Origin of the sequence: Bacillus infantis (genome assembly GCF_050107595.1) — a bacterium.
Classification (GTDB): domain Bacteria; phylum Bacillota; class Bacilli; order Bacillales; family Cytobacillaceae; genus Bacillus_AB; species Bacillus_AB infantis_C.
Map to the genome: position 1 here is coordinate 254,067 of NZ_JBNILH010000001.1, position 15,130 is coordinate 269,196.

At 46.3% G+C, this 15,130-nt stretch carries 12 protein-coding genes; 11 read left to right on the plus strand and 1 reads right to left on the minus strand.

Going from position 1 to position 15,130, the window contains the following annotated elements; genetic code table 11:
- Positions 1–28: 28 nt before the first annotated feature.
- The 11 genes from leuC (at position 29) to ACQCVH_RS01315 (ending at position 14,381) form a co-directional block, all read left to right on the plus strand.
- The gene (gene leuC, locus ACQCVH_RS01265) at positions 29–1,447 is read left to right on the plus strand and encodes a 3-isopropylmalate dehydratase large subunit (protein WP_426834109.1); all 1,419 of its coding nucleotides are present in this window, start codon (positions 29–31) and stop codon (positions 1,445–1,447) included.
- 11 nt (positions 1,448–1,458) lie between these two features.
- Positions 1,459–2,037 (plus strand): 3-isopropylmalate dehydratase small subunit, encoded by a 579-nt coding sequence (gene leuD, locus ACQCVH_RS01270; RefSeq protein ID WP_426834110.1) that lies wholly within the window; start codon positions 1,459–1,461, stop codon positions 2,035–2,037.
- A 138-nt stretch (positions 2,038–2,175) separates the two neighbouring features.
- The gene (locus ACQCVH_RS01275; protein WP_426834111.1) at positions 2,176–3,198 is read left to right on the plus strand and encodes a tetratricopeptide repeat protein; all 1,023 of its coding nucleotides are present in this window, start codon (positions 2,176–2,178) and stop codon (positions 3,196–3,198) included.
- A 168-nt stretch (positions 3,199–3,366) separates the two neighbouring features.
- Complete coding sequence (gene tig, locus ACQCVH_RS01280; protein WP_426834112.1) at positions 3,367–4,650, plus strand: trigger factor; 1,284 nt, start codon at positions 3,367–3,369, stop codon at positions 4,648–4,650.
- Between the two features lie 520 nt (positions 4,651–5,170).
- On the plus strand, positions 5,171–6,436 hold the full coding sequence (gene clpX, locus ACQCVH_RS01285) for an ATP-dependent protease ATP-binding subunit ClpX (RefSeq protein ID WP_426834113.1): 1,266 nt from the start codon (positions 5,171–5,173) through the stop codon (positions 6,434–6,436).
- Positions 6,437–6,621: 185 nt separating this feature from the next.
- A complete protein-coding gene (gene lonB / locus ACQCVH_RS01290; protein WP_426834114.1) occupies positions 6,622–8,289 on the plus strand; it encodes an ATP-dependent protease LonB in 1,668 nt (555 codons plus the stop codon).
- A 641-nt stretch (positions 8,290–8,930) separates the two neighbouring features.
- On the plus strand, positions 8,931–11,267 hold the full coding sequence (gene lon, locus ACQCVH_RS01295; RefSeq protein ID WP_426834115.1) for an endopeptidase La: 2,337 nt from the start codon (positions 8,931–8,933) through the stop codon (positions 11,265–11,267).
- A complete protein-coding gene (gene yihA, locus ACQCVH_RS01300; RefSeq protein ID WP_426834116.1) occupies positions 11,254–11,841 on the plus strand; it encodes a ribosome biogenesis GTP-binding protein YihA/YsxC in 588 nt (195 codons plus the stop codon). Before lon ends, yihA begins: the two co-directional genes overlap by 14 nt.
- Positions 11,842–12,105: 264 nt before the next feature.
- Positions 12,106–12,888 (plus strand): transporter substrate-binding domain-containing protein, encoded by a 783-nt coding sequence (locus tag ACQCVH_RS01305; protein WP_426834117.1) that lies wholly within the window; start codon positions 12,106–12,108, stop codon positions 12,886–12,888.
- A 90-nt stretch (positions 12,889–12,978) separates the two neighbouring features.
- Complete coding sequence (locus tag ACQCVH_RS01310) at positions 12,979–13,626, plus strand: amino acid ABC transporter permease (protein WP_426834118.1); 648 nt, start codon at positions 12,979–12,981, stop codon at positions 13,624–13,626.
- 17 nt (positions 13,627–13,643) lie between these two features.
- A complete protein-coding gene (locus ACQCVH_RS01315; protein ID WP_426834119.1) occupies positions 13,644–14,381 on the plus strand; it encodes an amino acid ABC transporter ATP-binding protein in 738 nt (245 codons plus the stop codon).
- A gap of 89 nt (positions 14,382–14,470) precedes the next feature.
- Here ACQCVH_RS01315 and ACQCVH_RS01320 read toward each other — a convergent pair whose 3' ends face one another.
- Positions 14,471–14,956 (minus strand): LiaI-LiaF-like domain-containing protein, encoded by a 486-nt coding sequence (locus ACQCVH_RS01320; protein WP_426834431.1) that lies wholly within the window; start codon positions 14,954–14,956, stop codon positions 14,471–14,473.
- Between the last annotated feature and the right edge of the window lie 174 nt (positions 14,957–15,130).

Sequence of the window (15,130 nt, forward strand, 5' to 3'; positions counted from 1 at the left end):
ACCGGAAAAGATGGAGGGAGAAAAATAGATGGGCAAATCAATTGTGGAAAAAATTTGGGACCGGCATATCGTCCATACAGAAACCGATAAGCCTGATCTGCTTTATATCGATTTGCATTTAGTTCATGAAGTGACTTCCCCTCAGGCATTTTCCGGCCTGCGGATGAAAAACAGGAAGGTCAGGCGTCCGGACAAAACCTTCGCTACTATGGATCATAATGTGCCGACAATCAACCGCGGCCAAATAGATGATCCAGTCGCCAAAAATCAGATGACCACTCTTGAAAAAAATTGCCTGGAGTTTGGTGTGCCGCTTGCAGGAATGGACAGCCCGGATCAGGGCATTGTCCATGTCATCGGCCCGGAGCTTGGCCTGACCCGCCCGGGGATGACCATTGTCTGCGGGGACAGCCATACTTCCACCCACGGTGCTTTTGGCTCACTCGCTTTTGGCATCGGCACAAGCGAAGTGGAGCATGTGCTTGCAACCCAGACATTGTGGCAGTCCAGGCCGAAAACCTTGAAGCTTCAGATTGATGGCCAGCTTGAGAGCGGTGTTACAGCCAAGGATGTCATCCTCTATATCATCAGCAGGTTTGGCATCGGTTTTGGAACAGGACATGTCATTGAATACTGTGGAGAGGCTGTAAGAGGGATGTCGATGGAAGAGCGGATGACCATTTGCAATATGTCGATAGAGGGAGGGGCAAGGGCAGGCCTGGTCAGTCCTGATGAGACCACTTTCTCTTATATAAAGGGGAGGAAATATGCACCTAAAGGCATGGAGTGGGATATTTCCCTCGCTCATTGGCAGGCTCTAGCCTCAGACCCTGATGCGAACTATGATAAAGAAATTACGCTTGATGCTGGAGAAATCCCGCCGATGGTCAGCTGGGGGACCAATCCATCCATGGCAGCGGGGGTTGATGAAAGGATACCTTCTGAATCTGATTGCAAGACCGAAACAGAACGGGTATCCCTTGAGCGGGCTCTTCGGTATATGGGGCTTTCTGAAGGACAGGAGATCAGCGATATCAGCATTCAGCATGTGTTCATCGGGTCGTGCACAAATTCACGCATCGAGGATCTTAGGCAGGCAGCGGAGTTTGCGGCAGGCAAAAAAGTCCATCCGGGTGTCAGGGCCCTTGTAGTACCTGGATCACAGGCTGTGAAGGAGCAGGCAGAAAAAGAGGGGCTTCATCAGGTTTTCATAGAATCCGGCTTTGAATGGCGGGAATCCGGATGCAGCATGTGCCTCAGCATGAATAATGATATCGTGCCTCCGGGCGACCATTGTGCATCTACCTCTAACCGCAATTTCGAGGGGCGGCAGGGATCTGGTGCGAGGACTCACCTCGTCAGCCCGCTCATGGCAGCAGCAGCTGCTGTCAATGGAAGATTTGTTGATGTCAGAAAAACATTGATAGAAGAATCAATCATTATATAGGGGGAAATGGAATGGGCGGTTTCAAAAAGCTGTCAGGCAAAGCAGCTGCGCTTGACAGGGTAAATGTAGATACTGATCAGATCATACCGAAGCAATTTTTGAAAAGAATCGAGAAAACCGGATTCGGGAAATACCTATTCTATGACTGGCGCTTTAAAGATGGACAGCCGGATCCTGCCTTTGAATTGAATAAGCCTGAAAACCTCGGTGCAAGTTTTCTAATCGCAAATGAAAACTTCGGCTGCGGCTCTTCGAGGGAGCATGCCCCTTGGGCTCTGCAGGACTATGGATTCAAAGCGGTGATTGCCCCCTCCTTCGCTGATATCTTCCATCAGAACTGCCTGAAAAATGGGCTGCTGCCGATCCGGCTGAGCCAGGGGGAGACAGAACAGCTGCTTTCTAAGGCAGCAGAGGCGGAACTCGTTTTGACGGTAGACCTTGAAACGCAGTCAGTCTATAGTGACGATGGCTTTTCTGCAGCTTTTCCATTGCAGCCATACTGGAAAAACATGCTCCTCAATGGCTGGGATGAAATTGAAATCACGCTTCAGCTGGAGGAAAAAATAGAAGCATATGAAAAAACTAGCTAGATCCACTCCCCTGTGGATCTTCTTTTTTTCCCATGGAAGCACAGAAGTATCCCCTCTCAAGACTCTTTCCTCCTAATTTCTTTTTTCTCTCCATGCGTGCTATACTATCTTCAATATTAACAGGGAAGGCGGTTTTTCATGACTAAGCGGAACCAGAACGACAGCAGCAATATCATCCCCTTTCCCGGTCTGGAAAAACGTTTGCTGGAAAAAGGGCTTGAGAGCCTGCAGGGAAAGAATTTTTCAGATGCAATCAAGCTTTTTGAGGACGCTAAGGAGCTTGACCCGGAGAGCAGTGATATACATATAGGGCTTGTCCTGGCCTATTTTGAGGCCGGAGCGCTGAAAAAGGCCAAAAACCTAGCAAAATCCATGCTTCAGGAGGGGATCGGAGATTATTTTGAAATCGCAGACCTCTATCTGATGATCATGGTTCAGCTCCATGAATATGGGGAAATCGCGGCAACCATTGAAGCCCTCCTCCAGGAAAGGGAGATTCCGAAGGATAAGCTTGAGCATTTCGCTAAAATGCTGCACTTCAGCAGGCGTATGGCGGAGGGAAGCCCGGATCCTGATGCGGAAGAAAAGCTTCACGGGGAATATAAGGATAAGGAGCTGAATCTCCTATCCTATCAAGACCCGAAAGAGCAGGTCCTGCTGTTGGCAAAGCTTGCAAACATCAACATCAGGCCGTATCTTGACGAGCTGAAGTCTTACCTGATTTCAGAGGAAGGGCATCCTTTCCTGAAAACAATGATTATCAATATACTGAAAGAGCAGGAATATGATAAGCCAGTGACTGTAAAAAAGCTCGGGTTGAAAGAAGAATTCATACCATCTGCACTTCATGACGTTCATGATCATAAGCAGCTGAGGGCAATTGAAGCAGCGGTAAAAAACAAGCTTGAACACGAAGATCCGGTCCTGCTGGAAAATATCATCGCTTTGCTCGAGAGGCAGTTCTTTCTGCTGTACCCATTCAAGCTCCCTGGTGAGCCTGACCTTTGGGCGGCTGCATACCATCTTGTCGGATGTTCATTTTACGGCATGGACGGAGATCCGGGTGAATTGGCAGGCCAATATGGGGTGGAAGCTGACAATCTTGAGGCATCCAGGATTTTTATAGGGAAGATAGAAGAAATTTCTTATCCCAATATTTGAGTATCTCTGTTGAAACAAAGATAACGTATGTTATAATATAGTGGCTGTTATGTGTAAAAATAGTTATTTTACATATCAAAAAGATGAATATGCTATGATATTAAGGCAATATTCATACAAAGTCCGCAAAAATGGTAATGACAATAGATTGTTGGAGGGAATTATAGTATGTCTGCTAAGTTTGAAAAGCTAGAAGGGAACCAAGGGGTTCTTACAATTGAAGTAGAAGCAGAGAAAGTCAAAGAAGGTCTGGACGCTGCTTTCAAAAAAGTTGTTGCTCAAGTAAATGTGCCAGGATTCCGTAAAGGAAAAATGCCGCGCGGAATGTTCGAAAAACGCTTTGGCGTTGAATCTCTATACCAGGATGCAATTGACTTCCTTCTTCCTGAAGCATATGCAAGTGCAATTGATGAGACAGGGATCGAGCCTGTTGACCGTCCTGAAATCGATGTAGAGCAAATCGAAAAAGGCAAGAGCCTTATTTTCAAGGCAACTGTTACAGTTAAGCCTGAAGTTAAGCTTGGCGAATACAAAGGCCTTGAAGTAGAAAAGCTTGAAACAGAAGTGACTGAAGAAGATGTGAACAATGAAATCACTTCCCTTCAGGAGCGCCAGGCTGAATTGGTCGTTAAAGAAGAAGGCAAAGCTGAAAACGGCGATACAGTTGTCATGGACTTCGAAGGTTTTGTTGACGGCGAAGCATTCGAAGGCGGAAAAGCTGAGAACTATTCACTTGAGCTTGGTTCAGGCCAGTTCATCCCTGGTTTCGAGGAGCAGCTTGAAGGAACAGCTGCAGGCGAATCCAAGGATGTTGAAGTCACTTTCCCTGAGGAATACCATGCTGCTGAGCTTGCCGGCAAGAAGGCAGTATTCAAGGTGACTGTTCACGAAATCAAAGGCAAAGAGCTTCCTGAGCTTGATGACGAGTTTGCAAAGGATGTTGACGAAGAGGTTGAAACTCTTGATGCCCTTAAGGAAAAAATCAGGACTCGCCTTGAAGAAAGCAAGAAGCAGGAGTCTGAAAACAACCTTCGCGACACTGTAGTCGAAAAAGCTGCTGATAATGCTGAAATCGACCTGCCTGCAGTAATGATCGATAATGAAGTCGACAGAATGATGCAGGAATTCGAACAGCGCCTTCAAATGCAGGGCATGAACCTTGAGCTTTACTTCCAGTTCTCCGGCCAGGACGAAAGCGCCCTGCGCGAGCAGATGAAAGAAGAAGGCGAAAAGCGTGTGCGCATCAACCTGACTCTTGAAGAGATCGCAAAAGCTGAGAACATCGAAGTAACAGACGAAGAGGTTACTGCTGAGCTTGATAAAATGGCTGAAATGTACAACATGACTGCCGATGCAATCAAGCAGGCGCTTGGAAGCCTCGACAGCGTGAAAGCTGACCTTAAAGTGAAAAAAGCTGTTGACTTCCTTATTGAAAACAGCAAAACTGCTTAATAGTCAAAATAAATGATAGTAATAGCAGCAATGTCTGCATAAACTTTTTTAATAAAACAAGGCGCGATTTGATCGTGCCTTGTTTTATACAATAAAAAGCAGCATATAGTATATAAGAGCTTAAAATGGACAGGAAAAATTCTATACATAACGCGCCGTAATTAAATATCCCTTAATCGGGATTTAACTCTCTGTTTTATGGATAAGCTTATTGGGTACATATTTTTTAAATGCGGATCAGCAGGCAGAAATTGAAACATACTTTTCTAAGAGTTATCATTTCCTGTCCAGTTGTTAAATGTGTTACAATGCAATACATAACTGTTAAAGTTTTCTCCTGTGCAGCTGTTCCCAACAGTCGATTGACAAGAAGCAATCAAAAAGGACAAAAAGGCACAGGGATTATTTGGGGTCTCCCCAGCCGGTTTTTCATAAGCTGAAAAAGCTGAATAGTAAAAATTGTTTGCAGTGATCCGCAAGCTTTATATAAGGCACAGAAGTAATTCAAGGGGTGAAGGCATTGTTTAAATTTAATGATGAAAAAGGGCAATTAAAGTGTTCCTTCTGTGGGAAAACACAGGATCAAGTACGTAAATTAGTTGCCGGACCAGGTGTATATATATGTGACGAGTGCATCGAGCTCTGCACTGAAATCGTGGAAGAGGAGCTTGGCACAGAGGAAGAAGTGGAATTCAAGGATGTGCCAAAGCCGGCAGAAATCCGCGATATTCTTGACGAGTATGTAATCGGCCAGGAACAGGCAAAGAAGTCTCTGTCAGTGGCCGTTTATAACCACTATAAGAGAATCAATTCAAACAGCAAGATTGACGATGTTGAGCTTTCAAAAAGTAATATCAGCATGATCGGGCCGACAGGAAGCGGTAAGACCCTCCTTGCCCAGACGCTTGCCCGCATTCTCAACGTTCCGTTTGCAATCGCTGATGCAACATCTCTTACGGAAGCTGGCTATGTAGGGGAAGATGTGGAAAACATTCTCCTGAAATTGATCCAGGCTGCAGACTATGATGTAGAAAAGGCGGAGAAAGGCATAATCTATATCGATGAAATCGATAAGGTTGCCCGCAAATCTGAGAACCCGTCCATTACAAGGGATGTATCAGGTGAAGGTGTACAGCAGGCATTGCTTAAGATCTTGGAAGGAACTGTTGCGAGTGTTCCTCCGCAGGGCGGCAGAAAGCATCCGCACCAGGAATTCATCCAAATCGATACAACAAATATCCTGTTCATCTGCGGCGGTGCGTTTGACGGCATCGAGCAGATCATTAAGCGCCGTCTTGGCCAGAAAGTGATTGGTTTCGGTTCTGACCAGAAGCAGCAGGAGCTTGACCAGAAGGAATTACTTTCTAAAGTCCTTCCTGAAGATCTGCTGAAATTCGGTTTGATCCCTGAATTCATCGGGCGTCTTCCGGTTATTGCCAGCCTTTCCCAGCTGGATGAGGAAGCCCTTATTGAAATTCTCACAAAGCCGAAAAATGCTCTCGTAAAACAGTATCAGAAAATGCTTGAGCTTGATGATGTTGAGCTTGAATTTGAAGAAGGTGCCCTGCATGAGATTGCGAAGAAAGCAATCGAGCGCAAAACAGGCGCCCGCGGACTCCGCTCAATCATCGAAGGCATTATGCTGGACGTTATGTTCGATCTTCCGTCCCGCGATGATATTTCTAAATGCATTATCACAAAAGAGACAGTTACAGATAACAGCGTGCCAAAGCTTGTGCTGAATGATGGTACTGTCGTGGAAGAAGAGCGTAAAACATCTGCATGATAAAAGAATTAACAAAGCCAGGCCGGAGTTTTCTCTGCCTGGCTTTTTTGCATTCGCTGCTGTACATCTGGATCCTTTACAAGTCTTAATTCAGGAAGTTTTTTACAGTGCATTCTTGTTTATTCCAACCTGCACAAGGAGATACTACCAAGTATCAGCTTGAACAAAAGTGCAGGAGGGATACTATGAGTTGGACCGGAATAGCTTTATTCATCCAGCTGTTTTTCGGAATCATTATCGGGCTTTATTTCTGGAATCTGCTAAAGAGCCAGCGGACTCAAAAGGTGTCGATTGACCGGGAGTCCAAAAAAGAAATGGACCAGCTGAAAAAAATGCGTTCCATCAGGCTGACTGAACCGCTTTCGGAAAGAGTTCGTCCGGCAAGCTTCGAAGATATCGTCGGCCAGAGAGACGGGATTAAGTCATTAAAAGCAGCACTCTGCGGACCAAATCCTCAGCATGTCATCATTTATGGGCCTCCCGGAGTCGGAAAAACCGCTGCGGCAAGGCTGGTGCTGGAAGAAGCAAAGAAGCAGGACAAGTCGCCGTTTCGGAAATCTTCTGTTTTCGTTGAACTTGATGCGACAACAGCCCGGTTTGATGAAAGGGGTATTGCAGATCCGCTGATCGGTTCTGTCCATGATCCTATCTATCAAGGGGCAGGGGCTATGGGACAGGCTGGCATTCCTCAGCCGAAGCAGGGAGCAGTCACCAATGCACACGGTGGAGTGCTGTTCATAGATGAAATTGGCGAGCTCCATCCAATTCAAATGAATAAGCTGCTTAAAGTTTTGGAGGATCGCAAAGTCTTTCTGGAAAGCGCCTATTATAATGAAGAAAATACGCAGATCCCTCAGCATATCCATGATATTTTTAAAAACGGGCTTCCAGCGGATTTCAGGCTTGTGGGAGCGACGACAAGGACTCCGAGTGAAATTCCGCCGGCAATCAGATCCCGCTGCATGGAAGTGTTTTTTAAGGAGCTCACTGAAGAGGAAGTTGAAATGATCAGCAGCAAGGCGGCGGATAAGGTCAATATGCCAATCAGCGCAAAAAGCTTAAAGACACTGGCCTCATATGCACGAAACGGACGCGAAGCAGTAAACCTTGTGCAGATATCTGCAGGGGTTGCCATTACCGAGGATAGGGACTACATAAAGGATGAGGATATTGAATGGGTCATTAACTCAAGCCAGCTCTCTCCAAGGATGGAAAGAAAAATCAATGAAGAATCGGCGGTCGGGCTTGTAAACGGACTTGCTGTATATGGGCCCAACACAGGCGCCCTGCTGGAAATAGAAGTAACGGTCATACCTGCAAAAGAAAAAGGGTCTATCAATATAACCGGGATTGTAGAAGAAGAAAGCATCGGGGACCGCGGCAAATCGATTCGCAGGAAAAGTATGGCAAAGGGGTCAATTGAAAATGTGTTGACCGTTTTAAAAACAATGGGAGTCCCTGCTGAAGATTATGATATCCATGTAAATTTCCCTGGGGGTGTCCCGATTGACGGACCATCAGCGGGAATTGCCATGGCGACAGGCATTTATTCCGCTATATATAAGAGGCCGGTGAACAGGGAAGTGGCCATGACTGGGGAAATCAGCATTCACGGCCATGTTAAGCCGATCGGCGGAGTATATGCCAAAGTGAAGGCTGCCCAGAAAGCCGGTGCCAGGACCGTAATCATCCCTGAGGAAAATATGCAAAGCATTTTGAATGAGATAGAGGGAGTCGATATCATTCCTGTCAGCCACCTCAGCCAGGTGTTCACTGCAGCTCTGCTGAAGGACTATGCAAGAGACCAGTCCATCACGGCGTCCATTGAGCTTTCTAAGAAAGAAAGTATGTAAAGGAGCTCCGGTTTGCAGCATATGCTTCAAACCGGAGTTTTATTTTTTCCTGGAAGGATAAAAGAGAAATAAGCTGACTAACAGGAAATCATTTGTCATATAATCAATGAAGCAATACAGGTAAGGGGGATGACCAAGCCGCCCACCGCATTTCGTGTTGTCCAGCTGCGGCGGCTAAAGCTTCGAGTCATAAGCCAATCAGGCCAGAAGGTTAAAGAACAACCTTCCGTCCTGCTCGTCTTATGCTTGAGGCCCACAGGATGTGGGGCATGCAGGCGTTGCCACAGGACGTGGCGCTTTTAGCCTGCGTTCCTAAATTGGGCAAGCCGCTTCCGCATTTCGTGTTGTCCAGCTGCAGCGGCTAGGGACTCGAGACATAAGTCAGCCTGGCTAAAAGGTTAAAGAGCAAACCTTTCATCCAGTCTGCCTTATGCTTGTCGTCCCTGGGCGAGCCGCTTCCGCATTTCATTTAATAGACACCCACAAATAAATAAGTTAGAATTGTACAAAGGCTTGACCTGTGATATGATGCGGGTTTGGAATGATTGTTTGATTTCTCTTTCTCATTTTTTGCAGCTGATGTGCAAAGAATAAGGTAGAGGCAGATAATATATTTTGATTTGCATTTGGAGGTGCAAACTATGGCGAATAAGAAAGACATCATCGTCCCCCTCCTGCCGCTTCGGGGCTTGCTCGTCTACCCTACAATGGTCCTTCATCTGGACGTTGGACGGGAAAGATCCGTGCAGGCGCTTGAAAAAGCAATGGTAGATGACCATCTTATTTTTTTGACGACTCAAAAGGATATTTCAATAGATGAGCCGGCGGAAGATGACTTATACAAAATGGGTACTCTTACCCGTGTAAAACAAATGCTGAAGCTTCCAAACGGCACAATCCGTGTGCTGGTGGAAGGATTAAAAAGGGCAGAAATTACCGAGCTCACCGATGAGGGAGATCATTATACAGTCAGTGTTGAGACTTATGATGACAGAGAAGACAAGGATGCCGAAGACCAGGCGCTGATGAGGACGATGCTTGAGTACTTTGAACAGTACATAAAAGTATCCAAGAAGATTTCTGCAGAAACCTATTCCTCAGTGTCTGATATAGAGGAACCTGGGCGCATGGCAGATATTGTCGCTTCCCATCTGCCGCTGAAGCTGAAGGAAAAGCAGGATATTCTCGAAATGATCGATGTCAAAAAAAGGCTGAATCAGGTTATAGAGATTATCCACAATGAAAAAGAGGTCCTGAATCTTGAGAAGAAGATTGGGCAGCGCGTCAAAAAAAGCATGGAAAGAACGCAGAAGGAGTATTATCTCCGTGAGCAGATGAAGGCGATTCAGAAGGAATTGGGCGATAAAGAAGGCAAAACAGGCGAAATCGCCGAGCTCAATGACAAAATCGAACAATCCGGAATGCCGGACCATGTAAAGCTTGCAGCATTAAAAGAGCTTGACCGTTATGAAAAGGTGCCATCCAGCTCTGCTGAAAGCGCCGTAATCCGCAACTATATCGACTGGCTTGTTTCTCTGCCATGGACAGAGGCAACTGTTGATGACCTGAATATCCATAATGCCGAACGGATCCTGAACAGGGATCATTACGGCCTTGAAAAGGTCAAGGAGCGGGTGCTTGAATATTTGGCTGTGCAACAGCTCACCAATTCGCTGAAAGGTCCCATCCTTTGCCTGGCGGGGCCTCCGGGAGTCGGTAAAACGAGTCTTGCCAAATCCATCGCTGCGTCGCTGAACCGCAACTTTGTCCGCGTTTCCCTTGGGGGTGTTCGGGACGAATCTGAAATCCGCGGACATAGAAGGACCTATGTCGGCGCCATGCCGGGCCGGATCATCCAAGGCATGAAAAAGGCAGAAACCATCAATCCGGTGTTCCTGCTTGATGAAATTGATAAAATGTCCAATGATTTCAGGGGAGACCCTTCATCAGCCATGCTGGAAGTCCTGGATCCTGAGCAGAACCACAATTTCAGCGATCATTATATTGAAGAAACATATGACCTGTCGAAGGTTATGTTCATTGCAACAGCGAATAATCTGGCAACAATACCGGGCCCTCTCCGCGACCGGATGGAAATCATCACGATTGCGGGCTATACGGAGCTCGAAAAGATCCATATAGCAAAGGACCACCTCCTGCCTAAGCAGATCAGCGAACACGGGCTTTCTAAATCCCAGCTGCAGATCAGGGAGGACGGAATCCAGAAAATCGTCCGCTATTATACAAGAGAAGCAGGCGTCCGCGGGCTTGAGCGCCAGCTGGCTTCCATCTGCCGTAAGACTGCAAAGATTATTGTTTCGGGCGAGAAAAAGAAAGTCATCATTTCTGAAAAGAATGTAGAAGACTTCCTTGGCAAGCCTAAATTCAGATATGGCCAGGCAGAGGTAGAGGATCAGATTGGTGTTGCGACCGGCCTTGCTTATACAACAGTTGGCGGAGATACACTGCAGATTGAGGTATCCTTATCTTCAGGAAAAGGCAAATTGGTCCTGACAGGCAAGCTTGGGGATGTCATGAAAGAATCTGCACAGACTGCATTCAGCTATGTCCGTTCAAAAGCGAAAGAGCTGGGCATCGAGGCAGATTTTTATGAAAAGTACGATATCCACATCCATGTGCCTGAAGGCGCCGTTCCGAAAGACGGTCCATCTGCAGGGATTACAATCACTACAGCCCTTGTTTCGGCGCTGTCGGGGAATCCGATACGCAAAGAAGTAGGGATGACAGGAGAAATAACGCTCCGCGGCCGGGTCTTGCCGATCGGCGGAGTGAAAGAAAAAACTTTAAGTGCCCATAGAGCGGGATTAACTAAAATTATCCTTCCTAAAGATAATGAAAAAGATATTGATGATATTCCAGAGAGTGTCCGCGACGAATTGGATTTTGTTCTCGTATCACATGTTGACGAAGTTCTCAAGCACGCCCTGAATGGAGTGCACAGCAATGAAAATAAATAGTGCTGAAATCGTTATAAGTGCGGTCAAGCCGGCACAATATCCTGAGGAATCCCTGCCCGAGTTCGCCCTGGCAGGGAGATCCAATGTCGGCAAATCCTCATTTATTAACAAAATGCTTAACCGCAAGAACCTGGCGAGGACATCCTCTAAGCCAGGCAAAACCCAGACATTGAATTTTTATCTGATCAATGAAATGATGCATTTTGTCGATGTTCCGGGGTATGGCTATGCCAAGGTTTCCAAAAAGGAGCGCGAAGCATGGGGGAGAATGATTGAAACCTATTTTACCTCCAGGGAGCAGCTGAAGGCTGCTGTTCTGATTGTTGACTTGCGCCATCCTCCTACTAAGGATGATATCATGATGTACGATTTCCTGAAGCACCATGGAATCCGATGCATCATTATTGCTACAAAGGCTGATAAAATTCCTAAAACAAAAAGGCAGAAGCATTTCAAAATCACTAAAGAGACTCTGGAGCTTGAACCCGGAGACGATATTGTTTTGTTTTCATCCGAGACCGGTGAAGGCAAGGATGAGGCCTGGGGCATCCTGAAAAAGTATATGCAGAGTTAAAAAACGCCGCTTGGCGTTTTTTTTATGCAAAAAACAGCTTTTTTTCAGCAGTATGGCAGCCTTCCGGGAGGAAACGGGAGGAGAAAGCAGTATATGCCGCTATTTAATAGCATTGGTCAGCTGAGTGTCTGTCAGGGCAGTATCAGCATAATTGACTGAAAATATAGCTAAATTTGAATTTTGTGGTAAAAGTAGGTGTAATGTTATGGTAATAAGGGTAATAAGTTTGAAATATAATTCGGAAAACATTGAGGGGGAAAACAATTGAAAAAATGGTTCATAGCTATTGTGATTTTATGCTGTGCTGCTGTTCTTGGAGCATGCGGGACAAAGGAGGCATCCTCAGGCGGGGCGGAGCTTGCAGACGAAGGTAAGTTTACATATGCTGCATCAGGTGAATTCAAGCCTTTCAGCGTGACAGAAGCAGATGGGACAATGACCGGGTTTGATATCGAAGTCGGAGAAGCAGTGGCCAAGGAGCTGGGCCTTGAACCGGTCCAGAAAAAATTCAAGTTTGGCGGAATTGTGGAGGGTGTCAAATCAGGGCGTTTTGATGCTGCGGTAGCGAGCCACACCATCAATGAAGACAGACTGAAGGCAGTTAATTTTTCTATTCCTTACTATTACTCAGGGCCGCAGATCTTTGTCCGCCCGGACAGTTCAGCGGAGGTACTGGATGATCTGAAAGATTTGGAAATAGCCGTTTCCAAGGGTTCTACCTATGCAGATTCAGCTGAAGAGGTGACAGATAACATCATTTTTTATGACAGTGATGTTACCGCCCTTGAAGCATTGAGCAGGGGGAAGCATGATGCAGTGATCACTGACTTCATTACAGGCAAAGAGGCCATCGGCTCCGGGATGGAAATTGAAGGCAGGGAGCTGCTTGGGCGCAGCGAACAGGCAATTGCCGTGGCGAAGGAAAATGAAGAGCTGCTAGATCAAATCAATGAAGCGCTTGAAAAGCTCCATGAAGATGGAACTTTGACAGAAATCAGCAAGAAGTACATCGGTGAGGACATTACAAAAGACCCTGAGAAGGAATAAAGGGGAAGGCGAATGTACGGCAGCTTGCATTCGCCTCTTTCTGTACATAAAAGAGACGCCAAATATTACATTTAAAGAGAGGAAAAGCCTATGGAACTTGCAGGAAAGTTTATAGAAACATATCCCGTATTTTTAAGAGGCATGCTTCTTACCTTTGAATTGACGATTGTTTCTGTTTTTATAGCGATCTTCATCGGGCTGTTTTTTGCCTTCTTAAAAATCTCGCGAATAAAGATTCTTGAATGGATTGCAGATATATATATATTCCTTGTCAGGGGAACGCCTTTAGTCGTCCAGATATTTATCTTCTACTTCGGGCTGACATCTCTGAATATCTCGCAATTTCTGGCCGTTGTCCTTGGGCTCGCTTTCCATAACGGCGCCTATATAGCGGAGATCTTCAGGGGCTCTATTCAGTCCATTGAAAAAGGGCAGATGGAAGCGGGCAGGTCGCTCGGCATGTCAGTCGGACTTGCTATGAGGCGCATCATTCTGCCGCAGGCAGTTCGAAGGGCCCTGCCGCCGCTTGGCAATCAATTCATCATAGCGCTGAAGGATTCTTCACTAGCCTCATTCATTGGAATGTACGAGCTTTTCAATGTGGCGACCACATATGGATCAAATGAGTATGACTATATGAGCTATCTTTTGATCGTTGCAGTTTATTACCTCATACTGGTGCTCGTATTCTCATTCCTGGTCAGCATAATTGAAAAGCGGATGTCAATCAGTGATTAAAAAGGAGGCTTTGGCAGATGGATGAAGCAGTCATGATCAAAGTGGAGAAACTGAACAAGTCCTTTGGGGACCTTCATGTATTGAAGGATATAGATATGACAGTGAAAGAAAGTGATGTAGTCTGTCTGATCGGGGCAAGCGGGTCAGGAAAAAGCACGCTGCTGCGATGCCTCAATTTCCTTGAAATGAAGGACAGCGGGAACATTGTCATTGAAGGGGAGAGGGTTGAGAAAGAAACGCATGACCTGAACAGGATCCGGTCAAAAGTGGGGATGGTGTTCCAGCATTTCTATCTGTTCCCACACCGGACTGTCCTAGAGAATGTAATGGAGGCACCGGTCCATGTGAAAAAAGTGCCAAAGGAGCAGGCAAGGAAAGAGGCAAAAGAGCTTCTGGAAAAAGTGGGATTATCAGATAAAGAGGACGTGTATCCCGCTAAGCTGTCAGGAGGGCAGAAACAGAGGGTGGCCATTGCAAGGGCCTTGGCCATGAAGCCGGATATCATGCTGTTTGACGAACCGACCTCTGCGCTAGACCCAGAGCTGGTCGGTGAAGTGCTTGCCACCATGAAGGACCTTGCGAAGGAAGGGATGACCATGATCGTCGTAACCCATGAAATGGGCTTTGCGAGAGAAGTCGCAGATTTTGCGGTATATATGCATGAAGGAAGGATTGTCGAGGTAGGACATCCGGAGCAGCTGTTTTTGAATCCGAAGGAAGAGAGGACAAAAAGCTTCCTCGACTCGGTGCTGTAAGGCAGCGGAGATTTTTGAATAAACAAAGATAAAACACCCGACCGGGTGTTTTATCTTTGTGCAAGTGTGGAATGATAGGCAGTATAAGCCTATTTTTTCTTTGATAACAGCAGGTACAGGCCGACCAGCACCAGTGCAGCAGGCCAGAATCTTAAGATGGATGACAGGCCCGGTCCCAAAGGTCCTAACAGTTTTTCTGCTTTGTCATAAAATAGAAGCAGGATGCTGATGGCCAGGAAAAGCAGCCCCTGGAAAAAACCGGCCCCCGCCTTTTGGGCCCTGAGCAGGAATCCGAGGGCAATGATCAGGATGAAGGTGCCGATATGGTCCGGCCACACTTCGAGGCGCCTCACGATATGGAAGTGCAATCCAAACCCTGCCAGAATGACGCCGGGGAGGATCGCCTCATAATCTTTGGCTCCGTATCCCTGGAATAAAAAAGCAATTCCGACAATCATTAATAGGGTCGGCCAGGAATAGAAATCCTGGAATAATTGTACGTTTGAACGCTGCATCAGGAAATAGGCACCGAAGCCTATAAGGATGATTCCTGGGAATATCCGCTGGTTTTTCATTTTTACACCACTTCCAGTAAGGTTCACTTGAATCCCGGCTTTATTTTTGGTACTGTACATAAGTAAGCCTTTTTGTCGATATATGTAATTTTGACTAAGGCTTTCTGCTCCTGCAAGCTTTTTTTGAGCAGTGCATCGAGAGCACTTATCAATCATTTATATTACCATATGAGT